Genomic DNA, 26815 nt, shown 5'->3' with positions numbered 1-26815 from the left:
ATCATTTGACGCGATTGAGGTACTGCAATTTGCCCATCACTGAAGCCAGGTCTGGTTCAAACAATACGCCATCGTCGAACACACGTGCAGTATCAACCGGACCTTCCTCAGCCGTAGGCAGGATGATTGGCTCCAATACCTCGACCGTCGCTGTCGCATCGGCTCGCGAATGCCCTGGATGCTCGAACATTTGAACGTGCAGGTACTCCAGCTCGCTGAAAAACGCACGGGTCGCAAATGGATCGAACGCCGAACCGCTCAGCCCTTCGCGCAATGCCTTTAGCAACGCCGGAACCAGCGTCAACAAATGCTCACGAGCATCGGGCGGGTCATGACGTTGGACGCTCCAGATCAATTGCATCATGGTCTGCACATCAGCCTGCCACTGCAGTGACAGATGGCCACGCTTGAGGCAGGTCAGTAGCAATACCTTGCTCCAAGTCTCGAGCACGAATGCCAGCACACTTTGCGGCAATGTCTTACCCAGCAGAGCCTGGTTCAAAGCTTGCTCTACTCGCTGGCGGGCCAAAGCGGTCTGGGCGTGACTTTCTTCGGCGTCGCGAATCCGCTGCTCCAGCCGTTCAATGCGTCGGCGTTCGTCACGGGTGAGCGCGTCAGCTTGCTCACCTTCCGGCATGGCAAGCTCAGAAGCGATGTTGTTATCCATCGTGTCGTTTGTAGGGGCAGGTGTCAGGCCTGGCAGCACGCCGGTGGCGATCAACAGTTGGTTGGCCTGGGCGTAAAGCTGGCCGGCGCCACTGAGCACATAGCGATCAAACAGCGTGAGGATGATCAGCTTGACCTTGATGTCCACACCGAGGTGACGCCCGGCCGCCAGGAAGCACTTGCAGAGCACCGTGGGCCCCAGGGGATTGTGCTGTTCGATCAGCGTCCTTCCCAACAACGTACTGAGGCGTGCGGTGAGCTGGTCGAGGGCGAAACCGTCGCGGTAGAGCACCTTGTTGACCATCGCTTGCACAGCCAGGTTGCGTTCGGGCGCGTCATCAGTCGGCGCAACACTCGCATTGGGAGACAATGACCGAGGCAGCATCCTGTAGGCGAGATCGCATTGGCCGAGGTTGATGAACGCCTTGAAGAGTTGCTCGAAAAACAACCGCTCGATACTTTTGCGTTTCAAACGCAAATCGCGCATCGCCTCAAAGAAAAGATTCTGCTCAACATCGTCAGGTGCCCGGTCGGCCATTTCGAAGAGGGTATCGTCGGCATTATCGAACAGCGCCTGCAAGCCCTGCCTGAGCTGTTGCGTCGCCTTGTCGCGAACCTGCAACACAATGACAGGCAGGCGGGCGAGTGGCAGTTGCGTCGCCTGGTCACTAGCGACCCTGCGCAATGGCACTACATTCCCGTCGATGTGCATCCAGCCTCCTGAAATTCCAGACCGTCAAAGCCATGACGTCAAATCCAAGGCGAATTATCAGGTAAAGGGCGTCCTTGCGCCACCCCGGCGCGTACTTCGCAGGAAAAGGAGGCAGCCCCAAGGGGGCATCACACACGCAATCGACCAAATGCAGGCTTCAGAACGCCAGCAACCGTTCTGACGCCTTGGGTTGCTCAGTACCATGGCCCTATAATCGGGGCACTTTGTTTGTGGAGCGCCTTATGCCGAATCTACGTCTCGCCGACTTGAACGCCGAAATCGAAGCCAACGTGCGCCGCGCGTTGCTCGAAGACATCGGCAGCGGCGACATCACCGCACAGCTGATCCCTGCTGAACGCCTGGCCAAAGCCACCATCATCACTCGCGACGCTGCCGTCATCAGCGGCACCGCCTGGGTGGATACCGTGTTTCGCCAGCTCGACCCACGGGTTGCGGTGCACTGGCAGGTTGCCGATGGCGAGCGGGTCAAACCCAATCAGGTACTGTTCCACCTCGAAGGGCCAGCTCGCTCGCTGCTGACGGGGGAGCGCAGCGCGCTGAACTTCCTGCAAATGCTCTCTGGCGTTGCCACTCGCGCGCAGCAGTTGGCGGACTTCGTTGCCAATACCCAAGTTAAACTGCTCGACACCCGCAAAACCCTGCCAGGGCTGCGTTTGGCGCAGAAGTACGCCGTAACCTGTGGCGGTTGCCACAACCACCGCATCGGCCTGTATGACGCCTTCCTGATCAAGGAAAACCATATCGCCGCCAGCGGTGGCATCCCGCAGGCCATCGCCGCCGCCCACAAGATTGCGCCGGGCAAGCCGGTAGAAGTCGAAGTGGAAAGCCTGGATGAACTCAAGGAAGCCCTGGCGGCCGGTGCCGACATCATCATGCTTGATGAGCTGAGCCTGGATGACATGCGCGAAGCCGTGCGCTTGAACAACGGCAAGGCAAAGCTGGAGGCCAGCGGCGGGATCAACGAAAGCACGCTGCTGCCGATTGCCGAAACCGGGGTGGATTACATTTCGATTGGGGCGATGACCAAGGATGTGAAGGCTGTCGATCTGTCGATGCGACTGAGTCTGTGACCCGCAACGCATACCTGTAGAAGCCCGGCTTGCCGGCGATGGCGATCTGAAGGACGCTATCGTCGGCAAGCCGGCCTCTTAAAGAGCGTTTTTGTCAGACCACCAGATTGTTCATCTCGCAGTACTCTTCCCATTCCACACCCAAGACCTCGGCCGCTTCCTTGTGCAGTTTCAGGCGTTCGGTCTCGTACTCTTCAGGGGTCGAGGTGTACTTGAGCGTCAACTCCCACGGCTGCAAGCCCTGGGCTTCGGCTTCATCCTCGAATGCCCACTGGATCTGGTCCTTCTGATCATCGGGTGGCAAGTCCTTGATCTCTTCCAGCAAATGGGGTACGTCCAGCACGTATTTCTTGAGGGCTTCTTCGTGTCTGGCTTCTTGAGACAATTCTTTAACGGTCATGGCGTTCTCTTTGATCGGGGGAATGGAAGATGGATCTGGATCATCAAGGATCTCTCTGACGCAAAAAAACCGCGTGAAGCCCGGCTTTTCTGGCCTTCAGAACCATTCGGGATCATCTGAAAACAACGTGTCGCTGGTGCCCGAGACAGGAATCGAACCTGCGACCTTCGCGTTACGAGTGCGCTGCTCTACCGACTGAGCTACACGGGCAGTGGGCTAAACCTAGCACTGACCATGGGGCCAGGCAACTTCGAACACTGTTAAAAATCAAAAGATCGCAGCCTTCTGCAACGCCCGCATAAGGCTACGATCCTTTGATTTTTCTGCACATGGCAAAACGCCCCGAACCAGTCGGGGCGTTTTGTTGTTCAGCGGTCAGATGCGGGAGTGATTAAACGCCCGAAGCCTTCGCCGCCGCTACGTCCTTGATGGACAGCTTGATACGGCCGCGGTTGTCCACGTCCAGTACCAGCACTTCCACTTCCTGACCTTCTTTCAGAATGTCAGTCACTTTCTCTACGCGAGCATCGCTCAGCATGGAGATGTGAACCAGACCGTCCTTGCCAGGCAGGATGTTGACGAATGCGCCGAAGTCGACGATGCGCTCAACCTTACCGACGTAGATCTTGCCGATTTCGGCTTCAGCGGTAATACCCAGGACGCGCTGACGAGCAGCTTCTGCAGCTTCCTTGGTTTCACCGAAGATCTTGATCGAACCGTCGTCTTCGATGTCGATCGAAGCCTTGGTCTCTTCACAGATCGCACGAATGGTCGCGCCGCCTTTACCGATGACATCACGGATTTTGTCGGTGTCAATTTTCATCGCGATCATGGTCGGAGCGTTTTCCGACAGCTCGGTACGCGACTGGCCAATGATCTGGTTCATCTGGCCGAGGATGTTCAGGCGCGCTTCCAGGGCTTGGCCCAGAGCGATCTCCATGATCTCTTCGGTGATGCCCTTGATCTTGATGTCCATCTGCAGCGCGGTCACGCCTTTGGCGGTACCGGCTACCTTGAAGTCCATGTCGCCCAGGTGGTCTTCGTCACCCAGGATGTCGGTCAGGACGGCGAATTTCTCGCCTTCTTTAACCAGACCCATGGCGATACCGGCAACCGGTGCCTTCATTGGGACGCCAGCGTCCATCAGGGCCAGGGAAGCACCGCAAACGGAAGCCATGGAGCTCGAACCGTTGGATTCGGTGATTTCCGATACAACGCGGATGGTGTACGGGAACACGTCAGCGGCAGGCAGCATGGCCTGAACCGAACGACGTGCCAGGCGGCCGTGACCGATTTCACGACGACCAGCGCCACCCATGCGACCACACTCGCCCACCGAGAACGGAGGGAAGTTGTAGTGCAGCATGAACGGGTCTTTTTTCTCGCCTTCCAGGGTGTCCAGAAGTTGTGCGTCACGGGCAGTACCCAGCGTCGCAACTACCAGGGCCTGGGTTTCGCCACGGGTGAACAGGGCCGAACCGTGAGTCTTCGGCAGAACGCCGACTTCGATGTTCAGCGGACGTACGGTACGGGTGTCGCGACCGTCGATACGTGGCTTGCCGTTCACGATGTTTTCGCGAACGGTGCGGTATTCGATTTCGCCGAAAGCCGCTTTGACTTCAGCAGCGGAAGGTTGGCCTTCTTCGCCGGACAGCTTGGCGACGACCTGGTCCTTCAGCTCACCCAGGCGAGCGTAACGGTCAGCCTTGATGGTGATGGTGTAGGCCTGGGAGATCGCCTCGCCGAACTCGGCGCGGATCGCACCCAGCAGTTCAGTGGCTTCAGCTTGCGGAGCCCAGGTCCAGGTTGGCTTGGCAGCTTCGGCAGCCAGCTCCTTGACGGCCTGGATCACGGCCTGGAATTCGTCGTGGGCGAACAATACTGCGCCCAGCATCTGGTCTTCGGTCAGCTCTTTGGCTTCCGATTCAACCATCAGGACAGCTTCCGAAGTACCGGCAACGACCATGTCCAGGCTCGAAGCCTTCAGTTGTTCGTAAGTCGGGTTCAGCAGGTAGCCGGTGCTTTCGTGGAAGGCAACGCGGGCAGCGCCGATCGGGCCATCGAAAGGAATGCCGGAGATGGCCAGGGCAGCCGAGGTACCGATCATCGCAGCGATGTCCGGATCGGTCTTCTTGCTGGTGGACACGACGGTGCAGACAACCTGCACTTCGTTCATGAAGCCTTCAGGGAACAGCGGACGGATCGGACGGTCGATCAGTCGGGAAGTCAGGGTTTCTTTCTCGGAAGGACGGCCTTCGCGCTTGAAGAAACCGCCAGGGATCTTACCGGCAGCGTAAGTCTTTTCCTGGTAGTGAACAGACAGTGGGAAGAAACCCTTGCCTGGATCGGCTTGCTTGGCACCAACGACGGTCACCAATACGCTGACGTCGTCGTCAACGGTGACCAATACTGCGCCGGAGGCCTGACGGGCGATACGGCCAGTCTCGAGGGTAACGGTCGACTGACCGAACTGGAATTTTTTGATTACCGGGTTCACGGTGTCCTACCTTCTTTTGTGGCTCTTGGGGAAACTGGGTTCTTGCGAAATTCTTGGGCAACACCGGGAATCGGCCCGACGGGTTGTCCTGGGTGCTCTTGCACAGGCAAAACGAGTATCCAGATAAAACTTGAGGCTGGGAGCCTGCCATGCACCGGCGGAAACCCGCTGACGCATGACAGACAACCAACCTCTAGCGCAATCGCTGATTAGCGACGCAGACCCAGGCGAGCGATCAGAGCGCTGTAACGGCTCACGTCCTTGCCTTTCAGGTAGTCCAGCAGCTTACGACGCTGGTTAACCATGCGGATCAGACCACGACGGGAGTGGTGATCTTTACCGTTGGCCTTGAAGTGACCTTGCAGTTTGTTGATGTTGGCGGTCAGCAGTGCAACTTGCACTTCTGGCGAACCAGTGTCACCAACAGCTTGCTGGTAGTCAGCTACGATTTGAGCTTTTTCTTGAACGTCGAGAGCCATGTGGCAATCCTTTTATCAGGAAACTGTTTCAAAAACAGTTTCAACAGGCCAGGGACAAATCCCTGTATCTAAAAATGAGTAGTGACCGTGCCTGCTAACAGCCACACTCGTCCGGTCATTCTGACCGAATCAGTCGACGCGGCGCGATGCGCCCGTCTTCGCTCACTTCACCAATACCGATGAAGCGACCATTGTGATCCTGTACCCGTACCATGCCGAACTTCGGGGCATCCGGGGCGCGTACCGGCTGGCCATTGAGCCAGTAGAACGCGCTCGCTTCCGAGAACTGCAACAGTGGCCAATCCAGCAGGCCGCTGTCCGATGGCATCAGGAAGCGGTCGACCGCCTCGTTGCCGCCTTCGGCATGTACCGCTTCCAGCTCTTCGAGGGTCACGGTCTGCGCCAGGGTGAAAGGCCCGGCCTGGGTACGTCGCAGTTCTGCAACGTAAGCGCCACAACCGAGTTGCTCACCGATATCCTCCACCAGGGTGCGAATATAGGTGCCTTTGGTGCAATCCACCGCAAGCCGCGCAGTATCCCCTTCGAAGGCCAGCAATTCCAAGCGCGTAATAGTAACAGAACGCGGTTCGCGCTCCACTACTTCACCTGCACGGGCCAGCTTGTACAAGGGCTGCCCATCACGCTTGAGAGCCGAGTACATCGGCGGTATCTGACTGATTTGCCCACGAAATTGCGGTAATACAGCTTCGATATCGGCGCGACCAACGGTCACCGGGCGCTCCTGCAAAACCTCGCCCTCGGCATCGGCCGTGGTGGTTGTCTTGCCCAGTTGCGCGAGGGTTTCGTAACCCTTGTCGGAATCGAGCAGGTACTGCGAGAACTTGGTGGCCTCACCGAAGCACAGCGGCAACACGCCAGTGGCCAGCGGATCGAGACTACCGGTGTGCCCGGCCTTCTCGGCGTTGAGCAACCAGCGGACCTTCTGCAAGGCTGCGTTGGAGGTGAACCCCAGCGGCTTGTCGAGCAGGATGATGCCGCTGACGTTACGACGGATACGTTTGACCTGAGCCACCGATTACTCCTTGGTGTCTTCGGCTTGTGCCGCAACCGAGTGCTGGTTGTCTTCAGCCACTGCGCGCTCGATCAAGGCCGACAGATGCGCACCGCGCACGACGCTTTCATCGTAGTGGAAGTGCAACTGTGGAACGCTGCGCAGCTTCATCTCGCGAGCCAGCTGCATGCGCAGGAAGCCAGCGGCGGAGTTGAGCACCTTGATGCTTTGCGCGATCTCTTCGTGACTGTCCTGGCCCATCACGGTGATGAAAATCTTGGCGTGACCGACGTCACGGCTGACTTCCACAGCGGTAATGGTGACCAGGCCGACGCGCGGGTCTTTGACTTCACGACGGATCAGTTGTGCCAGCTCACGCTGCATCTGATCGCCGATACGTTGGGTACGGCTGTATTCTTTTGCCATGTCTTGTTACCTGTTACTGCCCCACGGTGAAACCCGTAAGGTCTGAAAGCGGCAAACGCCCGGCCTGACAAAAGCCAGACCGGGCGTTGCGTTTAGAGTCCGGGCGATGCGCCGCGCAATTGCATGCGGCTGGCCATCACGGCTCTTGAAGTGCGCGAGTTAGAGGCTGCGAGCAACCTGGACCTTCTCGAAGACTTCGATCTTGTCACCGACCTTGACGTCGTTGTAGCTCTTCACGCCGATACCGCATTCCATGCCGGCACGTACTTCGGAAGCGTCATCCTTGAAGCGACGCAGGGATTCCAGCTCGCCTTCGAAGATAACGATGTCTTCACGCAGTACACGGATTGGACGGTTACGGTGAACAACGCCTTCGATCACCATGCAGCCGGCGATCGCGCCAAACTTCGGCGAACGGAACACGTCACGCACTTCGGCGATGCCCAGGATGTTCTCGCGAACGTCGCTGCCGAGCATACCGGTCAAGGCTTTCTTGACGTCTTCGATGATGTCGTAGATCACGTTGTAGTAACGCATATCCAGACCTTCCTGCTCGACGATCTTGCGAGCGCCGGCATCGGCACGCACGTTGAAGCCGAACAGTACAGCGTTGGAAGCCAGTGCCAGGTTGGCGTCGGATTCGGTAATACCACCGACACCGCCACCGACCACGCGCACTTGCACTTCGTCGTTGCCCAGGCCGTTCAGGGCACCGTTCAACGCTTCCAGCGAACCACGGACGTCGGATTTGAGGACGATGTTGAGCGTCTTCTTCTCTTCCTGACCCATGTTTTCGAAGATGTTTTCCAGCTTGCCGGCGTGAGCACGGGCCAGCTTGACTTCGCGGAACTTGCCTTGACGGAACAGAGCCACTTCACGGGCCTTCTTCTCGTCGGCAACCACGCTCATCTCGTCGCCAGCGTCCGGGGTACCGTCCAGGCCGAGAATCTCGACAGGGATGGCCGGACCGGCTTCCTTGATTGGCTTGCCGTTCTCGTCGAGCATGGCACGTACGCGGCCATAGTTCGAACCGACCAGCACCATGTCGCCCTGGCGCAGGGTACCGTCTTGAACCAGAACGGTTGCAACCGGGCCACGGCCCTTGTCGAGGCGGGATTCAACCACGACACCACGGCCAGGAGCCGATGGAGTAGCGGTCAGTTCCAGTACTTCGGCTTGCAACAGAACGGCTTCGAGCAGTTCGTCAACGCCGGTACCCATCTTCGCGGAGACCGGTACGAATGGAGTGTCGCCACCCCACTCTTCGGAGGTCACGCCGTGAACCGACAGTTCGCTACGGATGCGATCGAGATCGGCGCCCGGCTTGTCGATTTTGTTCACAGCAACCACCAAAGGAACGCCAGCCGCCTGAGCATGCTGAACAGCCTCGATGGTCTGTGGCATCACGCCGTCGTCCGCTGCAACTACCAGGATCACGATGTCGGTCGCCTTGGCACCACGGGCACGCATTGCGGTAAACGCGGCGTGACCCGGGGTGTCGAGGAACGTCACCATGCCACGGTCGGTTTCAACGTGGTAGGCACCGATGTGCTGGGTGATACCGCCGGCTTCGCCAGCAGCTACCTTGGCACGACGGATGTAGTCGAGCAGGGAAGTCTTACCGTGGTCAACGTGGCCCATTACGGTCACGACCGGTGCACGGGAAACCGCCTCACCTTCAAACTTCAGGGACTCAGCCAGGGAATCTTCCAGGGCGGTGTCGCTGACCAGGGTCACTTTGTGGCCCAGCTCTTCGGCAACCAACTGGGCAGTTTCCTGGTCCAGTACCTGGTTGATGGTCGCTGGAGTACCCAGTTTGAACATGAACTTGATGATTTCAGCAGCCTTGACCGACATCTGCTGGGCCAGATCGCCCACAGTGATGGTCTCGCCGATCTTCACTTCGCGCACGACAGGGCCGGTTGGGCTCTGGAAACCGTGGGCGTTGCGCTTCTTCAGCTTGGCCTTGCCGCGACCACCACGACGGAAGCCATCGCTTTCTTCGTCGGTAGTACGTGGGGCAACGCGTGGCGCAGGCGCCTTTTCCTTGACCGAAGCACGATGCGGAGCGTTTTTGCGCTCACCATCGCCGCCACCGCGACGATTGTTGTCGTCGGCACGTGGTTTGTCCGGACGACGCTGTTCGTCGCGCTTGCGGGTATCGGCTGCAGGTGCCGGAGCGGCAGCCACGACCGGCGCGCTTTCGCGCACAGGCTCGGCCACCGCAGCTGGCGCTGCAGCAGGTTGGGCTTGGGCGGTCGGCGCAGCAGCTGGCTGGCGACGCGCTTCTTCTTCGGCGCGGCGCTTGGCTTCTTCTTCAGCCTTCTGACGTGCAGCATTTTCTACTGCGCGACGTTCATCCAGTTCACGCTTGCGTTCGGCTTCGATTTCTTCCGGGCTGCGCTGTACGAAGACTTTCTTCTTGCGTACTTCAACGCTGATGCTTTTGCTGCCAGCAACACGCAGGGTGCTGGTGGTTTTACGCTGCAGCGTAATCTTGCGTGGTTCTTCCACTTTCGCCTTGTGGCTGCTTTTCAAGTGAGTCAGCAACGATTGCTTCTCACTGTCAGTCACACTTTCTTCGGCGGCGGTGTGCGGCAGACCTGCCTCACGCATCTGCTGCAACAGGCGCTCTACCGGTGTTTTGACCTCATCGGCCAGTTGTTTCACCGTGACTTGCGTCATGCATTTCTCTCCTCAGGCCGCGCCTAATTACTCGAACCAGTGGGCTCGGGCGGCCATGATCAACTTGCCGGCACGATCATCGTCAATGCCGTCGATGTCGAGCAGGTCGTCAATAGACTGCTCGGCCAGGTCTTCGCGGGTAATTACGCCGCGCACCGCCAGTTCCATCGCCAAATCCTTGTCCATACCCTCAAGCGAGAGCAGGTCTTCGGCCGGATGGGCGTCTGCCAGCTTTTCCTCAGTAGCGATGGCTTTGGTCAACAAACGATCCTTGGCACGAGCGCGAAGCTCGTTGACGGTGTCTTCGTCAAAGCCGTCGATGTTGAGCATTTCTTCCAGCGGTACGTAGGCAATCTCTTCCAGGCTGGTAAAGCCTTCATCGACCAGCACCTGTGCCAGATCTTCGTCGACTTCCAGCTCGTCGATGAAGTTGCGCAGGATGTCGCCGGTTTCTGCTTGCTGCTTAGCCTGGATGTCCGATTCGGTCATCACGTTCAGGGTCCAGCCAGTCAACTGGCTGGCCAGACGCACGTTCTGACCACCACGACCGATGGCCTGAGCCAGATTGTCTGCGCCGACGGCGATGTCCATTGCATGGGCATCTTCGTCAACGATAATTGCCGCAACCTCAGCCGGGGACATGGCGTTGATCACGAACTGAGCCGGGTTGTCGTCCCACAGGACGATGTCCACACGCTCACCGCCCAACTCGCCCGACACTGCCTGGACGCGCGAACCGCGCATACCGATGCAAGCGCCCTGCGGGTCGATGCGTTTGTCCTTGGAGCGAACGGCGATCTTGGCGCGCGAACCCGGATCACGGGACGCAGCCATTACTTCGATCAGCCCTTCAGCAATTTCCGGCACTTCGATGCGGAACAACTCGATCAGCATTTCCGGCGCGGTACGCGACAGGATCAACTGCGGGCCGCGGTTCTCGGTGCGGATTTCCTTGAGCAGCGCACGCAAGCGCACGCCAACCCGGAAAGTTTCGCGAGAAATGATGTCCTCACGGGCCAGCAACGCTTCGGCGTTGTTGCCCAGATCAACGATCACGTTGTCGCGGGTAACTTTTTTCACGGTGCCGGAGATGATTTCACCCAGGCGTTCGCGGTAAGCGTCGACAACCTGGGCGCGCTCGGCTTCGCGAACCTTCTGCACGATGACTTGCTTGGCAGTCTGTGCAGCGATACGGCCGAATTCGATGGACTCGATCTTCTCTTCGACAACGTCACCGACCTTGGCGCCAGGATGCGTCTCGGCAACCTTGCTTGGCCAGGTTTCGATGGCCGGATCGTCAAGATCGTCTTCTTCGACGACCGTCCAGCGACGGAAAGTCTCGTACGCACCGGTGTGGCGGTTGATTTCCACACGCAGATCGACTTCGTCCTCGAAACGCTTTTTGGTAGCCGTGGCCAGAGCGAGCTCCAGCGCTTCAAAAATTACGTTAGCCGGTACGCCCTTTTCATTGGATACCGACTCAACAACCAGCAGTACTTCTTTGCTCATCGTACGCCTCGCCTTTCGCAAGCCATTGGATCCGCGGGATCCGCAGTATCTGGCACGCCTCAGTCAAAACTGGGAATAATGTTGGCCTTGTCGATCATATCGATCGGCAACAGGAACTCATGGTCTTCTACCTGCACCACGACGTCCTGCTCTTCTACACCGCGCAGAAGGCCCTGAAAGTTGCGTCGTCCTTCAAAAGGCGAGCGCAGCTTGATCTTCACTTGTTCACCGGCAAATTTTGCAAACTGCTCAAGAGTGAACAGCGGGCGTTCCATGCCTGGCGAGGAAACTTCGAGGGTGTATTCAACGGAGATTGGATCTTCAACATCCAGCACACCGCTGATCTGACGGCTGACGATGGCACAATCGTCCACCAGCACACCGCCCTCTTTATCAATATAAACGCGCAACATCGAGTGACGACCCTGAGCCGAAAACTCGATACCCCAGCATTCATAGCCTAGGGCCACGACCACCGGGGCCAGCAAGGCCTGCAACTCTTCTAGCTTGCTCGACACCTGAACCCCCTCGTGCATGTATGTGCATGCTATGCAAAATAAAAAAATGGGCGAAGCGCCCATCCTTGAAACGCCGTCGAACAGCGGCGTTGGAAGTGTCCAGCTAACAAAAAGCCCCTTAAAAGGGGCTCCTTAAACTGGTTGCGGGGGCCGGATTTGAACCGACGACCTTCGGGTTATGAGCCCGACGAGCTACCAGACTGCTCCACCCCGCGACAAAGCTGGGGCGGAAGTATACGACCGATCCCCGACAGGGTCAATGTAACCTTCCACCTGCAAGAAAGCCCGCAACAGCGGGCTCTCCTGACTAATTGGTACCGAGAAGGGGACTCGAACCCCTACACCCTATGGGCACAACCACCTCAAGGTTGCGTGTCTACCAATTCCACCACCTCGGCAATACTACGTTTGAAACCCTTCTTACTTCTGCTCTTGAGCTGGAGGCACGTCAGTCGCTGGAGTAGCCGACTTTTGCTCTTGAAGCACCGGGACATCATCAGAAGCCGGTTGTTGCTTTGGTACTTCCAACACTGCTGGGTTTGGCAAACCTACTTGAGTCAGCTGGTGAGCTTTCTCTTTAGCAAAGTAACCTAACCCTAAGCTGGTTATGAAGAAACCTGCGGCAAGTATAGCAGTAAACTTACTAAGAAAGGTAGAGGAACCTTGGCTTCCGAACACAGTATTTGAAGCACCTGCTCCGAAAGACGCGCCAGCGTCCGCACCTTTACCCTGCTGCAGCAAAACCAGAGCTACTACGCCCAATGCACCCAGCAGATGAAAAACGACTACGACTGTTTCCAGCATTTTTTCAGTTTCCCGCGGCGCGAATAATCGCACCGAACTCATCTGCATTCAGGGAAGCCCCACCAATGAGGCCCCCATCGATATCCGGCATGCCGAACAGTTCGACCGCATTGGCCGCCTTCACGCTGCCGCCGTATAGAAGCCGCACACCTTGTGCGACTTCAGAATTCTCTGCCGCCAACTGCGCGCGAATGGCTGCGTGCACATCCTGCGCCTGTTGCGGCGAAGCAGTCAGCCCGGTGCCAATGGCCCAGACCGGCTCGTAAGCAATTACTGCCTTTGCAAACGCACCGACACCCAACTCATCGATGATGCTGCCCAATTGCTGCGAGACAACCTCAAGGGTCTTCCCGGCTTCACGCTGCTCAAGGGTTTCCCCTATGCACAACACCGGAACCAGGCCACTTGCCTGTGCCGCTGCGAACTTGCGAATCAGCACTCCGTCCTGCTCACCCATTAACTGGCGGCGCTCGGAATGCCCGACAAGAACCAGGGAACAACCTGCATCCACCAACTGACTAGGCGAGACCTCACCGGTCAGTGCACCTTGTCCGGATTCCACCGCAGAATTCTGCGCACCGACCGAAATCGACTTTCCTTTCAAGCCATCAACCACTTGGCTGATATGCAACAAAGGCGGGAATACCGCTACTTCAACACCGCTCGGCAAGGCCAAGTCACGTAGGCCGTTGATCAGCTCAGCGACGCTGGCGCGGGTACCGTGCATCTTCCAGTTACCAGCTACCATAGGGCGACGCATGCTGTACCTCGTCGGTCAAAGTGGGCGCAGATGTTACCCAACACAATCGAGGCTGGCAAGCCGAATTCAGGCAGAAACTTCAGTAACCAGTTTTGCCAGCTCTTCGGCATAGCCGCGAACCAGGGTTTCGTCTTCGCCTTCGACCATCACACGCACCAGCGGCTCGGTCCCGGACTTGCGCAACAACACGCGCCCGCGGCCCGCCATGGCCTGGGTGACACGCTCGCTGGCTTCCTTGACCGACGCATGCTCGAGCGGGTTTGCACCGCCACCGAAACGCACATTGATCAATACCTGAGGACACTTGCGTAACGCCTGACGAGCCTCTGCCAACCCTTGCGAACGAGTCTTCAACGCCATCAACACCTGCAACGCGGCAATGATCGCATCACCGGTCGTGGTGTGATGGAAGCACACGATATGCCCCGAGTTCTCGCCACCGATCAGCCAGTTACGCTCCAGCAGGTCCGCGATCACATAACGGTCACCGACGTTGGCGCGCACAAAGGGAATCGCCAGGTCCGCGAGGGCGAGCTCCAGCCCCAGGTTACTCATCAACGTACCGACTACGCCGCCTTGCAGCTTGTCCTGTTCATGCAGATCGCGAGCGATGATAAACAGCAGCTCGTCGCCATCGACGATGGCACCGGTGTGATCAACCATCAACACCCGATCGCCGTCACCATCAAATGCGATACCCAGGTCGGCATGCTCGGCCAAGACGGCAGCCTGCAATTGGCCCATGTGGGTTGAACCGCAGTTGTCGTTGATGTTCAGGCCATTGGGGTGCGCGGACAGAACCACGACCTCGGCACCCAGCTCGCGAAATACGCTTGGCGCCACCTTGTACGTCGCACCGTGGGCGCAATCGATGACGATTTTCAGACCGGAGAAGCTGGTGCCGGTTGGCACGCTGCTCTTGCAGAATTCTATATAGCGGCCAGAGGCATCGTTGATTCGCGAGACCTTGCCGATCTTGCTCGACTCAACCACGGTCATCGGGGTGTCGAGCAACTCTTCGATCATGTGCTCGATCTCATCGGGAAGCTTGGTGCCCTTCCCGGAGAAAAACTTGATGCCATTGTCGTCATGGGGATTGTGCGAAGCACTGATCACGATGCCGGCTTCGGCATGAAAGGTACGCGTCAGGTAGGCGATGGCCGGTGTCGGCATCGGGCCCAGGAGCATCACGTCGGCACCCGCCGATGTCAGCCCGGCCTCGAGCGCCGATTCGAACATGTAACCGGAAATCCGCGTGTCCTTGCCCACCAGCACCTTGCACGCACCCATCTTGCGGAACGCCATGCCGGCAGCCCAGCCCAGCTTGAGCATGAAGTCAGGAGTGATCGGATAAACACCGACCCGACCGCGAATGCCGTCGGTGCCAAAATATTTCTTTGTCATAACTACTCCATAATTCTTATTCGGCTGATTCCACTGCGGTGATCATTTTCACCACATCAACTGTTTCAGCTACGTCATGGACACGCAATATACGCGCGCCCTTGTGCGTTGCCAGCGCCGCCAGGGCAAGACCGCCATACAGGCGCTCACCGACAGGGCGACTCAACGCTTGACCGATCATGCTCTTTCGCGACACCCCAACCAACAACGGGCGCCCCAAGGCATGCAAGGCTTCCATATGCTTGAACAAGCTTAGATTGTGCTGCAGATTTTTTGCGAACCCAAAACCCGGATCAAGAATGATCCGCTCAGCTGGAATCCCCACCGTCGCACATTGAGCCATGCGCTCGGCTAGAAACTCGCCCACCTCTTGGGTGACGTCCTGGTAGTGCGGGTTGTCCTGCATGTCACCCGGCTCACCGAGCATATGCATCAGGCAAACGGGCAAGCCGGTCGCCGCCGCCGCATCCAGGGCACCCTCGCGGCGCAAGGAACGCACGTCATTGATCAGGCCGGCACCCAGCCGCGCCGATTCGCGCATGACCGCGGGCGTGGAGGTATCGACCGAGATGATCACATCCAGTTCACGGTGAATCATTTCAACGATTGGTGCCACGCGCTCAAGCTCTTCGAGCGGTGAAACCGCCCTCGCGCCTGGCCGAGTAGACTCGCCGCCAACATCGATCAAGGTGGCGCCAGCCGCAACCATGGCTTGCGCATGGCGCAACGCCGTATCGAGCTGGCTGAATTTGCCACCATCGGAGAAAGAATCGGGAGTGACATTGAGAATGCCCATGACATGCGTCTGGGACAAATCAAGAACCCGGTTGCCGCAAGGCAACCGGGTCGAGGACTGAACAAAAGTCATTTCAAACCTTAAACGTCAGCAGCGGGACCGCCGATAGGTGTTTCCGGACGCTCACCCTGCACCGCTGGCGGCGTACCGGAGGTACCCGTGCCACCCGACCAGTCGCGAGGCTCGCGAGGTGTGCGTCCAGCCATGATGTCGTCGATCTGCTCGGCATCGATGGTTTCATACTTCATCAGGGCATCGGCCATGGCGTCGAGCTTGTCACGGTTGTCCGTGAGGATCTGCTTGGCGGTGCCGTAGCACTGGTCGATGATGCTGCGCACTTCGGAGTCGATCAGCTTGGCTGTCTCACCGGAGAAACTTGCACTCTGGCCACCGCCTCCGCGACCGAGGAACACTTCACCTTCCTCTTCAGCGTACATCAGCGGGCCGAGTTTTTCGGAAAGACCCCACTTGGTCACCATGTTCCGTGCAATCTGGCTGGCACGCATGATGTCGTTGGACGCACCGGTGGTGACGCCATCGAAGCCCAGGGTCATTTCTTCAGCGATACGGCCACCGTAAAGCGAGCAGATCTGGCTGATCAGCGCACGCTTGGACAGGCTGTAGCGATCTTCTTCCGGCAGGAACATGGTCACGCCCAGCGCACGACCGCGCGGGATGATCGAGACCTTGTAAACCGGGTCATGCTCAGGCACGACGCGACCCACAATGGCGTGGCCAGCTTCGTGATAAGCCGTGTTCTGCTTTTCTTTCTCGGACATGACCATGGATTTGCGCTCGGCGCCCATCATGATCTTGTCCTTGGCCAGTTCGAACTCTTTCATTTCGACGATGCGCTTGCCGGCACGGGCAGCGAACAACGACGCCTCGTTGACCAGGTTGGCCAGGTCGGCACCGGAGAAACCCGGGGTACCACGAGCGATCACTGCCGGAGCGACGTCGTCGCCCATTGGCACCTTGCGCATGTGGACCTTGAGAATCTGTTCGCGACCACGGATATCCGGCAGACCGACCACGACCTGACGGTCGAAACGGCCCGGACGCAGCAGCGCAGGGTCCAACACGTCAGGACGGTTGGTCGCGGCAATCACGATGATGCCATCGTTCATTTCGAAGCCGTCCATCTCCACCAGCAACTGGTTGAGTGTCTGCTCGCGTTCGTCGTGACCACCGCCCATGCCGGCACCACGGTGGCGACCGACGGCGTCGATTTCATCGATGAAGATGATGCATGGAGCGTGTTTCTTGGCCTGTTCGAACATGTCGCGAACACGGCTTGCACCGACACCGACGAACATCTCGACGAAATCGGAACCGGAAATGGTAAAGAAAGGCACCTTGGCTTCGCCGGCAATCGCCTTGGCCAGCAAGGTCTTACCGGTACCCGGAGGACCGACCATCAATACGCCACGAGGAATGCGGCCACCCAGGCGCTGGAACTTGCCCGGATCACGCAGGAACTCGACCAGCTCACCGACTTCTTCCTTGGCTTCGTCGCAACCGGCAACGTCTGCCAGGGTGGTTTTCACCTGGTCTTCGGAGAGCAGGCGCGCCTTGCTCTTGCCAAAGCTCATCGGCCCGCCCTTGCCACCGGCACCGCCCTGCATCTGGCGCATGAAGAACATGAACACGGCGATGATCACCAGGATCGGGAAGCTCGCGACCAGGAGTTGGGTCCAGATGCTTTGCTGTTCAGGCTGCTTGCCTTCGACCACGACGTGGTTATCCACCAGGTCGCCGATCAGGCCGTTGTCCTGGATTGCCGGACGAATGGTCTTGAAGCTGTCGCCATCGTTGCGCTTGCCGGTAATCACGTAGCCATCAACCGCCACGCGCTCGACCTTGCCATCCTTGACCTGCTGGATGAAGTCGGAATAGTTGAGGGTCTGCGGCTCGTTAGGGCTGGAGAAGTTGTTCATCACTGTCACCAGGACAGCCGCGATGATCAACCACAGGATCAGATTCTTTGCCATATCGTTCAATTAACTACCCTCTGAAGCAAGCGCCGCTGTTGGCGCGCGCTTCGCATGATATTCACCGGCCTAACTTACTACATTACCTACAACTCTGGCAGGCGCCGTCTGTAACCCTTTGTGAAACTCTTCCTACACAATATTCGCTATTTCCCACAGGGCGAAATACGAAATTCCTATTGCCCTGCAAAAAAACCGCGCTTTATTCACTCCGGCCGCGGTAGCCCCAAGCCAGCATGTATTGCTCGCGGGAGCTGCCTCGGGAAGAGTCCGGCTTGATCATCTGGACCTTGTCGAATTTCTGACGAGCGTCCTTCACGTAAGCATCAAACCCTTCACCCTGAAAAACCTTGATCACAAAATTACCACCCGGCTTGAGTATCCGGGCTGCCAGATCAAGCGCCAGCTCGCAAAGAAACATGGCTTTGGGCATATCTACGGCAGGCGTACCACTCATATTGGGGGCCATATCGGAAATCACAAGGTCCACCGGCGAATTACCGACGGCGTCCAGGATCTGAGCGAGCACTTCGTCCTGGGTAAAGTCCCCCTGGATGAAAGTCACGTCCGGAATGCTGTCCATTTCCAGGATATCCGAGGCGATCAGGCGCCCCTGACCACCGATCAGCCGGCTAGTGACCTGCGACCAGCCACCAGGCGCCGCCCCCAGGTCAACAACGGTCATGCCCGGACGGATCAGCTTGTATTTCTCCTGGACCTCCAGAAGCTTGTAACTCGCACGCGAGCGGTAGCCATCCTTCTGCGCCTGCTTCACATAGGGATCATTGACATGTCTTTTCAGCCAACCAAGGCTTGTCTTGGAACGCGCCATTGGGCACCTCGATGATAAGGGTCGTGATTAGTTGGGCGGATCCACGAACCCTCGGGTAAAATGGCCGCCATTTTACAGAATCCAGACGAAAGGGTCAGATTATGCCGCTCACTCAAGAGCAGAAGAAACAGTACAAATCCATTGGCCACCATCTGAAACCGGTTTTGATTGTGGCTGACAACGGTTTGACTGAAGGTGTGTTAGCCGAATTTGAACGCGCATTGGCGGATCACGAACTGATCAAGATCAAGCTCAATATCCTCGATCGCGAATCGCGCCTGGCATCCATTGCCGAGCTGTGCAAGGTTGGCAAAGCGGATCTGGTACAGGTCATCGGCAAGATGGCACTGATTTACCGCAAGAACTTCAGCGTCAACAAGCAGCTGTCGAACGTCCATCGCTTCAAGTGATGACAAGGGTCAAGGGTGTGCTTCGCGCACCCTGACACTCCATCCGGGCACCGGCTGCATAATCAGCACCAGCCCCGAGAACCCCAAAACCAGATAGCTGAACACCTGCCAGCGCTGCGCATCCGGCCAGCCGATAGGCACGGCCACAAACATCGCACAGGCGCACAACGCGACCAGCAGCACCTGCCCACGAAAATCCCGCCATAGACTGGCAAGGCCATTAGCCTGTACCAGCACCAAAGCCTGAAAGATCACGCACACGGCGGCAAACCCCACCACCACGGTCTCGAACATGCCGGCGATCTCATCGATCAGCAACGGTGCCAGGCCAATTCGGCCCAACACCGGCTGCAAACCGAGATGCACCAGCCACAGACCGCCGACCCACAACATCTGGGCCAGCTGCCAGAGCATGGCGCCCGCATTCAGCGGGCGCCTTGCTTCAGATGTGACGGACTTCGACAATCTCGTACTCGATAACGCCACCAGGCGTTTTGACGACGACCACATCACCCTCTTCCTTGCCGATCAAGGCTCGAGCCAAGGGTGAACCGACCGAAATCTTGCCGAGTTTGAAGTCAGCCTCATCCTCACCCACGATGTGGTAAGTGACGCTTTCATCAGTCTCGACGTTGGCGATTTCGACGGTGGTGCCGAAGATAACCTTGCCAGTGTGAGGAATGGTCGTGACGTCGATGATGACCTGATTCTGAATCCGGCCTTCGATGTCACGAATCCGCGCCTCGACCATACCCTGCTGCTCGCGAGCAGCGTGGTATTCGGCGTTTTCCTTCAAGTCGCCCAACTCACGGGCCGTACCGATGTCCTGGCTGAGCTTTGGACGGACGACTTTGGTCAGGTGAGCGTGCTCTTCCTCCAGGGCGCGAGCGCCCTGAACGGTCATCGGGTACTTCGTTATGCTCATGCCTTCAATCCTGCGTGTAGATCCTGCAAGCGGCGTACGGTCTTCTCGGGACCGAACTTCAGCGCTTCACAGATCGCTTCGCCAGCAGCAATGGTGGTGGTGCAGTAAATCTTGTGCTGCAGGGCATTGCGACGAATGGAATAGGAGTCAGCGATCGACTGACGGCCTTCGGTGGTGTTGATGATCAAGGTGACTTCGTCATTCTTGATCATGTCGACTACGTGCGGACGCCCTTCGGTCACCTTGTTCACGCGGCGCACTTTCAGGCCTGCGGCTTCGATCAGCTTGGCAGTACCGGCAGTGGCAACCACTTCAAAGCCCAAGTTGATCAGATCACGGGCCACGCCTGCAACCAGTGGCTTGTCGTCATCACGTACGCTGATGAACGCAGTACCGCCGGTCGGCAGTACTTCGCTGGCACCCATCTGGGCCTTGGCGAATGCTTCACCGAAGGTGTCGCCCACGCCCATCACTTCGCCGGTCGACTTCATCTCTGGGCCGAGGATCGGGTCGACGCCAGGGAATTTGGCGAACGGGAACACCGCCTCTTTCACGCTGTAGAAGTTCGGGATAATTTCCTTGGTGAAACCCAGCTCCTGCAGGGTTTTACCGGCCATCACGCGCGCTGCGATCATCGCCAGGGAAACACCGATGCACTTGGACACGAACGGTACGGTACGCGAAGCGCGCGGGTTGACTTCGATGACGTAGATGTCTTCGCCTTGCAGCGCCAACTGAACGTTCATCAGGCCGACCACGCCCAGTTCCAGGGCCATTTTCTTGACCTGTTCGCGCATTTCGTCCTGGATGTGCGCCGGCAGGGAGTATGGCGGCAGCGAGCACGCGGAGTCACCGGAGTGAACGCCGGCCTGCTCGATGTGCTGCATGATCGCGCCGATCACTACGTCCTTGCCGTCGCAGACCGCATCCACGTCCATTTCAATGGCGCAGTTGAGGAAGTGGTCCAGCAGCACCGGGCTGTCGTTGGACACTTGAACCGCTTCACGCAGGTAGCGCTTGAGTTCTTCTTCTTCGTAGACGATTTCCATCGCACGACCGCCCAGTACATAGGACGGGCGCACCACCAGCGGGTAACCGATCTTGCTGGCTGCACGAATCGCTTCGTCTTCGCTGCGCACGGTGGCGTTTGGCGGCTGACGCAGGTTCAGGCGCTGGACCATTTGCTGGAAGCGCTCGCGGTCTTCGGCACGGTCGATGGCGTCAGGGCTGGTGCCGATGATCGGCACGCCAGCGGCTTCCAGGGCACGGGCCAGTTTCAGCGGGGTCTGGCCGCCGTACTGAACGATCACGCCTTTTGGCTTCTCGACGCGGACGATTTCCAGCACGTCTTCCAGGGTCACTGGTTCGAAGTACAGGCGATCGGAGGTGTCGTAGTCGGTGGAAACGGTTTCCGGGTTGCAGTTGACCATGATGGTCTCGTAACCGTCATCGCGCAGGGCCAGTGCCGCGTGTACGCAGCAGTAGTCGAACTCGATGCCCTGGCCGATACGGTTAGGACCGCCACCCAGGATCATGATCTTGTCGCGGCCCGACGGCGCGGCTTCGCACTCTTCTTCGTACGTGGAGTACAGGTACGCGGTATCGGTGGCGAACTCGGCGGCGCAGGTGTCGACGCGCTTGTAGACCGGGAAGATTTCCAGCTTGTGGCGGTGGGCACGCAGGCTCTTCTCGGTCACACCCAGCAGCTTGGCCAGGCGCATGTCGGAGAAGCCCTTGCGCTTGAGACGGAACATCAGGTCACGGTCGATGCTGGTCAGACCCAGGGTCTTGACCTTCTCTTCGTCCTTGATCAGATCTTCCATCTGCACCAGGAACCAAGGATCGATCATGGTCATGCCGAAGATGTCTTCAACGCTCATGCCAGCGCGCATGGCGTCCGCCACGTACCAGATACGCTCGGCGCCCGGCACGGTCAGTTCGCGCTTGAGGATGCTCATGCTTTCCGGGTTGCGCAGGTCAACCTTCTCGTCCAGACCGCAAACACCGACTTCCAGGCCGCGCAGGGCTTTCTGCAGGGATTCCTGGAAGGTGCGGCCGATGGCCATGACTTCACCTACCGACTTCATCTGAGTGGTCAGGCGCGCATCAGCCTTGGAGAACTTCTCGAAGGCGAAACGTGGCAGCTTGGTCACGACGTAGTCGATGGACGGTTCGAAGGACGCCGGGGTCTTGCCGCCGGTGATGTCGTTCGACAGCTCGTCCAGAGTGTAGCCCACAGCCAGCTTGGCCGCGACCTTGGCGATCGGGAAACCGGTGGCCTTCGAGGCCAGTGCCGAGGAACGGGATACACGCGGGTTCATTTCGATCACAACCATGCGGCCGGTGTTCGGGCAGATACCGAACTGAACGTTCGAACCGCCGGTTTCCACGCCGATCTCACGCAGTACCGCCAGGGAGGCGTTACGCAGGATCTGGTATTCCTTGTCGGTCAGGGTCTGTGCCGGCGCCACGGTGATCGAGTCACCCGTGTGCACGCCCATCGGGTCAAAGTTTTCGATGGAGCAGACGATGATGCAGTTGTCCTTTTTGTCGCGGACAACTTCCATTTCATATTCTTTCCAACCGATCAGCGATTCGTCGATCAGCAGCTCTTTGGTCGGAGACAGGTCCAGGCCGCGGGCGCAGATTTCTTCGAACTCTTCACGGTTGTACGCGATACCGCCACCGGTGCCGCCCATGGTGAAGGACGGACGGATGATGCACGGGAAGCCCAGCTTCTCGAGGACCGCATTGGCCTCTTCCATGCTGTGCGCGATGCCGGAACGCGGGCACGCCAGGCCGATGGATTTCATCGCCTTGTCGAAACGCGAACGGTCTTCAGCCTTGTCGATGGTGTCGGCGTTGGCACCGATCATTTCTACGCCGAACTTCTCCAGGACGCCTTCGCGCTCCAGGTCCAGGGCGCAGTTCAGGGCGGTCTGGCCGCCCATGGTCGGCAGCAGCGCGTCCGGACGCTCTTTCTCGATGATCTTGGCAACGGTCTGCCACTTGATCGGCTCGATGTAGGTGGCGTCGGCCATGGCCGGGTCGGTCATGATGGTGGCCGGGTTGGAGTTCACCAGGATGACGCGGTAGCCCTCTTCGCGCAGGGCTTTGCAGGCCTGGGCGCCGGAGTAGTCGAATTCGCAGGCCTGGCCGATCACGATCGGGCCAGCGCCGAGAATCAGGATGCTTTTAATGTCTGTACGTTTTGGCATGGGTTTGTCACTCAAATCCGCAGGTCAGTCGGCAAGCCGTCTTGTTCAATCTGTGAAGACTTGAAGGGGTCGCCGATATCGGGACCACCCTCAAGCTTTGCAACATCAGGGCGAGCGATCAGCGTCGCTTGGCCATCTCGTTGATGAAGCGATCGAACAGAGGTGCTACGTCGTTCGGGCCAGGGCTGGCTTCAGGGTGACCCTGGAAGCTGAAGGCGCTCTTGTCGGTACGCTCGATACCTTGCAGGGTGCCGTCGAACAGCGATTTGTGAATCGCGCGAACGTTGGCAGGCAGGGTGGCTTCGTCTACCGCAAAACCGTGGTTCTGGCTGGTGATCATCACCACGCCGCTGTCCAGATCCTGGACCGGGTGGTTGGCACCGTGGTGGCCGTGACCCATTTTCAGGGTCTTGGCGCCGGAGGCCAGGGCCAGCAACTGGTGACCGAGGCAGATACCGAACACCGGGATGTCGGTTTCCAGCACGTCCTTGATCGCCTGGATCGCGTAGTCGCAAGGCTCGGGATCGCCAGGGCCGTTGGACAGGAACACGCCGTCCGGCTTCAGGGCCAGCGCTTCGGCGGCTGGAGTTTGTGCAGGCACCACGGTCACGCGGCAACCGCGCTCGACCAGCATGCGCAGGATGTTCACCTTGACGCCGTAGTCGTAGGCCACCACGTGGTACGGCAGTTCGGAGGCTTCGATGGTCGCGTGGCTGTCGGTCTTCAGATCCCAGACAGTCGAACGCCACTCGTACTTCTCTTTGGTACTGACGACTTTCGCCAGGTCCATGCCCTTCAGGCCAGGGAAGGCCTGGGCAGCGGCGATGGCGGCCTCTTCGGAAATGTTGTCGCCGGCCATGATGCAGCCGTTCTGCGCGCCTTTTTCACGCAGGATGCGCGTCAGGCGGCGGGTGTCGATACCGGCGATGGCCACGACGTTGTTGGCCTTCAGGTAGTCCGACAGGGACATCGTGTTACGCCAGTTGCTCGCCACCAGCGGCAGGTCACGGATGACCAGGCCAGCAGACCAGACGCGGTTGGACTCGGCGTCTTCCGGCGTGGTGCCGGTATTGCCGATGTGCGGGTAAGTCAGGGTAACGATTTGTTGGGCGTAGGAAGGATCGGTAAGGATTTCCTGATAGCCGGTCATTGCGGTGTTGAACACCACCTCACCAACGGTTTGACCGTCGGCTCCAATGGCTTCGCCGCGAAAAATGCTGCCATCAGCAAGGGCGAGTATGGCTGGCTTAGTCAAGAAGACCTCCCGTAAATAAAGCCTGAAAGGGCGATCGCAGGTTGTAAAAAAGCGGAGTGACGTATGGACACGTCACCCCGCTTCTTCACTGAATTATTCTGCGCGCTTTTAGTGGACACACTAAAGCTGTAGCTTACAGAAAAAGGCATTTTTGGTCTACCGCCAATGAGCCTTAAAGGCTGGAGAATGCGACAGGTCGTCGCTTGGCGGGGTAAAACCGGGCTCAAACGCTGTGCGCGAGCCCGATTTAGGGTGCATCTTAACGCAGGTCGAGCACGTCTTGCATGTCATAAAGACCCGCTTCACGCCCGTCGAGCCACAAAGCAGCACGCACCGCACCCTTGGCGAAGGTCATGCGGCTGGAGGCCTTGTGAGTGATCTCGACACGCTCACCGTCGGCTGCGAACAACACAGTGTGATCACCCACGATATCGCCAGCGCGCACCGTGGCAAAACCGATGGTCTCGCGCTCGCGAGCACCGGTCTGGCCCTCACGACCGTAAACCGCGACTTTCTTCAGGTCGCGACCCAGGGCATCGGCAATCACCTCACCCATGCGCACGGCCGTACCGGACGGCGCATCGACTTTATGCCGATGGTGAGCTTCGGTGATCTCGATATCGACATCGTCACCCAACACCCGGGCGGCGGTATCGAGCAGCTTCAGGCACAGGTTTACACCGACGCTGAAATTGGCCGCGAAGACGATCGGGATATCCTTGCCCGCCTCTGCCAGCAACTGCTTCTCTTCAACACTGAAGCCGGTGGTGCCAATGATCATCGCCTTGTTGTGCTTGCGGCAGAAGGCGAGGTTTTTCAGGGTCACCGTCGGATGAGTGAAGTCGATCAGCACGTCGAACTCATCGACCACGCGATCCAGGTCACCCGACAGCGGCACGCCGATGCGACCGATAGCCGCCAGCTCACCGGCGTCCGCGCCGACCAGCGTACTGTCAGGACGATCCACTGCCGCCGTCAGGCCGGCACCTGGCGCCTGCTGCACAGCCTCGATCAGGGTTTTGCCCATGCGCCCGGCGGCGCCCATCACAGCTATACGTCGCATGCCTGTCTCCTTACAAATCGCCGAAGAAGCGCTTCACGCCTTCGAACCAGCCCGTGGTTTTCGGGGAATGACTGTTGTCGTCCGCCAGGGAGCTGCGGAACTCTTCGAGCATTTCACGCTGGCGACGGCTCAGGTTGACCGGCGTCTCGACTGCCACACGGCACATCAAGTCACCCGCACCGCCGCCACGCACAGGCGCAACGCCCTTGCCACGCACGCGGAACTGCTTGCCGGTCTGAGTCCCCTCAGGGATTTTCAGCTTGACTCGACCATCGAGGGTCGGAATCTCCAGCTCGCCACCCAACGCCGCATCGACGAAGCTGATAGGCACTTCACAGAACAGATGCTTGCCGTCACGCTGGAAAATCGAGTGCTCGCGCACGTTGATCACCACGTACAGATCGCCGGTTGGCCCGCCCTGGGCACCCGCCTCGCCCTCGCCCGACAGGCGAATGCGGTCACCGGTATCGACACCGGCCGGCACTTTGACCGACAGGGTCTTGTACTCTTCGACACGACCTTCGCCATGGCAGGAATCGCAAGGATCGGAAATGATCTTGCCCTGGCCGTGGCAACGCGGACAGGTTTGCTGCACCGAGAAGAACCCTTGCTGCATGCGCACCTGGCCGATACCGCCACAGGTCGGGCAGGTCACCGGCGAAGAGCCTTTCTTGGCACCCGAGCCGTCACATGGCTTGCAGTTGACCAGTGTCGGAACGCGAATATTCACGCTGGTGCCACGCACCGCTTCTTCCAGGTTCAGCTCCAACGTGTAACGCAGGTCGCTGCCTCGCTGGGCACCACCGCGGGAACCACCGCGACCGCCACCGAAGAAGTCGCTGAAGACATCACCAAAGATGTCCGAGAAGTTCTGGCCACCGAAACCGGCGCCGCCACCACCCATGCTCGGGTCGACACCGGCATGACCGTACTGGTCGTAGGCCGCACGCTTGCTGGAATCGGAGAGCACTTCGTAGGCCTCGTTGGCCTCCTTGAACATCTCTTCCGACGCCTTGTCATCAGGATTACGGTCCGGGTGGTGCTTCATCGCCAGGCGACGGTAGGCCTTTTTCAGGTCCGCCTCGCTTGAACCTCGCTCAACACCCAATACTTCGTAATAGTCACGCTTTGCCATAAGTCTCTGCACTCTTGAGGACGTTCGACAAACCTCTCCTGAGCCTCGTCAAACTCGTTGAGCCCCAATACAGGCCCGGACCCAACTCACGTCAATTCAACGATCCTGGTCTTTGTTTCAATGTGGCACTTTCGGCTCGGAAAGCAGGAGCATTCCCGACCATGCCGCCAACAAGCGAACCGTGTCGCATGCTGTAAAAATTCGCTGACTCCAGACACGCCAACGCG

General features: G+C 58.6%; 23 protein-coding genes and 3 tRNA genes. 2 read left to right on the top strand and 24 right to left on the bottom strand.

What is annotated here, in order from left to right; translation table 11 throughout:
• Window position 1: 1 nt before the first annotated feature.
• Complete coding sequence (locus AC3WWR_RS05030; RefSeq protein WP_083348215.1) at window positions 2-1378, bottom strand: DUF1631 family protein; 1377 nt, start codon at window positions 1376-1378, stop codon at window positions 2-4.
• Window positions 1379-1620: 242 nt separating this feature from the next.
• On the opposite strand from AC3WWR_RS05030, the gene nadC reads away from it, so the two are divergent.
• Window positions 1621-2469 carry a carboxylating nicotinate-nucleotide diphosphorylase gene (nadC, locus tag AC3WWR_RS05025; RefSeq protein WP_020796541.1) on the top strand — a complete coding sequence of 283 codons (849 nt, stop codon included), beginning with the start codon at window positions 1621-1623 and terminating at the stop codon, window positions 2467-2469.
• 94 nt (window positions 2470-2563) lie between these two features.
• Here the strand turns inward: nadC and AC3WWR_RS05020 are convergent, their stop codons facing one another.
• The 17 genes from AC3WWR_RS05020 to rlmE all read right to left on the bottom strand — a co-directional run bounded on the left by AC3WWR_RS05020 (window position 2564) and on the right by rlmE (window position 18582).
• Entirely contained in the window at window positions 2564-2869 is a 306-nt protein-coding gene (locus tag AC3WWR_RS05020; protein ID WP_020796540.1) for a DUF6388 family protein, read from the bottom strand.
• Between the two features lie 134 nt (window positions 2870-3003).
• Window positions 3004-3079, bottom strand: a tRNA-Thr gene (locus AC3WWR_RS05015).
• A 181-nt stretch (window positions 3080-3260) separates the two neighbouring features.
• On the bottom strand, window positions 3261-5366 hold the full coding sequence (gene pnp / locus AC3WWR_RS05010; protein WP_020796539.1) for a polyribonucleotide nucleotidyltransferase: 2106 nt from the start codon (window positions 5364-5366) through the stop codon (window positions 3261-3263).
• A gap of 209 nt (window positions 5367-5575) precedes the next feature.
• Window positions 5576-5845 carry a 30S ribosomal protein S15 gene (gene rpsO, locus AC3WWR_RS05005; protein WP_011332409.1) on the bottom strand — a complete coding sequence of 90 codons (270 nt, stop codon included), beginning with the start codon at window positions 5843-5845 and terminating at the stop codon, window positions 5576-5578.
• A 115-nt stretch (window positions 5846-5960) separates the two neighbouring features.
• Window positions 5961-6878, bottom strand: coding sequence for a tRNA pseudouridine(55) synthase TruB (gene truB / locus AC3WWR_RS05000; RefSeq protein ID WP_020796537.1), 918 nt, complete (start codon window positions 6876-6878; stop codon window positions 5961-5963).
• A 3-nt stretch (window positions 6879-6881) separates the two neighbouring features.
• Window positions 6882-7283, bottom strand: a complete 402-nt coding sequence (rbfA, locus tag AC3WWR_RS04995; protein WP_033039870.1) for a 30S ribosome-binding factor RbfA — start codon at window positions 7281-7283, stop codon at window positions 6882-6884.
• Window positions 7284-7442: 159 nt separating this feature from the next.
• Window positions 7443-9968: a translation initiation factor IF-2 gene (infB, locus tag AC3WWR_RS04990; protein ID WP_110746743.1), complete on the bottom strand. Its 2526-nt coding sequence runs from the start codon at window positions 9966-9968 to the stop codon at window positions 7443-7445.
• Window positions 9969-9995: 27 nt separating this feature from the next.
• Window positions 9996-11477: a transcription termination factor NusA gene (gene nusA, locus AC3WWR_RS04985; RefSeq protein WP_020796534.1), complete on the bottom strand. Its 1482-nt coding sequence runs from the start codon at window positions 11475-11477 to the stop codon at window positions 9996-9998.
• Between the two features lie 59 nt (window positions 11478-11536).
• Complete coding sequence (gene rimP / locus AC3WWR_RS04980; protein WP_007973115.1) at window positions 11537-11995, bottom strand: ribosome maturation factor RimP; 459 nt, start codon at window positions 11993-11995, stop codon at window positions 11537-11539.
• Between the two features lie 138 nt (window positions 11996-12133).
• Window positions 12134-12210, bottom strand: a tRNA-Met gene (locus AC3WWR_RS04975).
• Window positions 12211-12307: 97 nt separating this feature from the next.
• Window positions 12308-12393: transfer RNA gene (locus tag AC3WWR_RS04970), tRNA-Leu, on the bottom strand.
• Between the two features lie 22 nt (window positions 12394-12415).
• On the bottom strand, window positions 12416-12799 hold the full coding sequence (secG, locus tag AC3WWR_RS04965) for a preprotein translocase subunit SecG (RefSeq protein ID WP_017336473.1): 384 nt from the start codon (window positions 12797-12799) through the stop codon (window positions 12416-12418).
• A gap of 4 nt (window positions 12800-12803) precedes the next feature.
• Entirely contained in the window at window positions 12804-13559 is a 756-nt protein-coding gene (gene tpiA / locus AC3WWR_RS04960) for a triose-phosphate isomerase (protein WP_033045245.1), read from the bottom strand.
• Between the two features lie 66 nt (window positions 13560-13625).
• Window positions 13626-14963 carry a phosphoglucosamine mutase gene (gene glmM, locus AC3WWR_RS04955; protein ID WP_020796532.1) on the bottom strand — a complete coding sequence of 446 codons (1338 nt, stop codon included), beginning with the start codon at window positions 14961-14963 and terminating at the stop codon, window positions 13626-13628.
• Window positions 14964-14979: 16 nt separating this feature from the next.
• Window positions 14980-15831 (bottom strand): dihydropteroate synthase, encoded by an 852-nt coding sequence (gene folP / locus AC3WWR_RS04950; protein WP_020796531.1) that lies wholly within the window; start codon window positions 15829-15831, stop codon window positions 14980-14982.
• Between the two features lie 8 nt (window positions 15832-15839).
• Window positions 15840-17750, bottom strand: coding sequence for an ATP-dependent zinc metalloprotease FtsH (gene ftsH / locus AC3WWR_RS04945; RefSeq protein ID WP_020796530.1), 1911 nt, complete (start codon window positions 17748-17750; stop codon window positions 15840-15842).
• A 202-nt stretch (window positions 17751-17952) separates the two neighbouring features.
• Window positions 17953-18582: a 23S rRNA (uridine(2552)-2'-O)-methyltransferase RlmE gene (rlmE, locus tag AC3WWR_RS04940; RefSeq protein ID WP_008057410.1), complete on the bottom strand. Its 630-nt coding sequence runs from the start codon at window positions 18580-18582 to the stop codon at window positions 17953-17955.
• 101 nt (window positions 18583-18683) lie between these two features.
• Between rlmE and AC3WWR_RS04935 the strand changes: the two genes are divergently transcribed.
• Entirely contained in the window at window positions 18684-18992 is a 309-nt protein-coding gene (locus tag AC3WWR_RS04935) for a YhbY family RNA-binding protein (RefSeq protein WP_020796529.1), read from the top strand.
• A gap of 9 nt (window positions 18993-19001) precedes the next feature.
• Here the strand turns inward: AC3WWR_RS04935 and AC3WWR_RS04930 are convergent, their stop codons facing one another.
• The 6 genes from AC3WWR_RS04930 to dnaJ form a co-directional block, all read right to left on the bottom strand.
• Window positions 19002-19406, bottom strand: coding sequence for a hypothetical protein (locus tag AC3WWR_RS04930; RefSeq protein WP_020796528.1), 405 nt, complete (start codon window positions 19404-19406; stop codon window positions 19002-19004).
• Between the two features lie 28 nt (window positions 19407-19434).
• Window positions 19435-19911, bottom strand: coding sequence for a transcription elongation factor GreA (gene greA, locus AC3WWR_RS04925; RefSeq protein WP_032831479.1), 477 nt, complete (start codon window positions 19909-19911; stop codon window positions 19435-19437).
• A 2-nt stretch (window positions 19912-19913) separates the two neighbouring features.
• On the bottom strand, window positions 19914-23135 hold the full coding sequence (gene carB, locus AC3WWR_RS04920) for a carbamoyl-phosphate synthase large subunit (RefSeq protein WP_020796527.1): 3222 nt from the start codon (window positions 23133-23135) through the stop codon (window positions 19914-19916).
• A gap of 118 nt (window positions 23136-23253) precedes the next feature.
• Window positions 23254-24390, bottom strand: a complete 1137-nt coding sequence (carA, locus tag AC3WWR_RS04915) for a glutamine-hydrolyzing carbamoyl-phosphate synthase small subunit (RefSeq protein WP_454866561.1) — start codon at window positions 24388-24390, stop codon at window positions 23254-23256.
• Window positions 24391-24649: 259 nt separating this feature from the next.
• Window positions 24650-25453 carry a 4-hydroxy-tetrahydrodipicolinate reductase gene (gene dapB / locus AC3WWR_RS04910; RefSeq protein WP_008057399.1) on the bottom strand — a complete coding sequence of 268 codons (804 nt, stop codon included), beginning with the start codon at window positions 25451-25453 and terminating at the stop codon, window positions 24650-24652.
• A gap of 10 nt (window positions 25454-25463) precedes the next feature.
• A complete protein-coding gene (gene dnaJ, locus AC3WWR_RS04905; RefSeq protein ID WP_020796525.1) occupies window positions 25464-26588 on the bottom strand; it encodes a molecular chaperone DnaJ in 1125 nt (374 codons plus the stop codon).
• Window positions 26589-26815: the final 227 nt, after the last annotated feature.

The organism is Pseudomonas sp. EB271-G4-1 (assembly GCF_058791355.1).
Note: the sequence above shows the minus strand (reverse complement) of the source record. Positions and strands in the feature narration are given on the sequence as shown.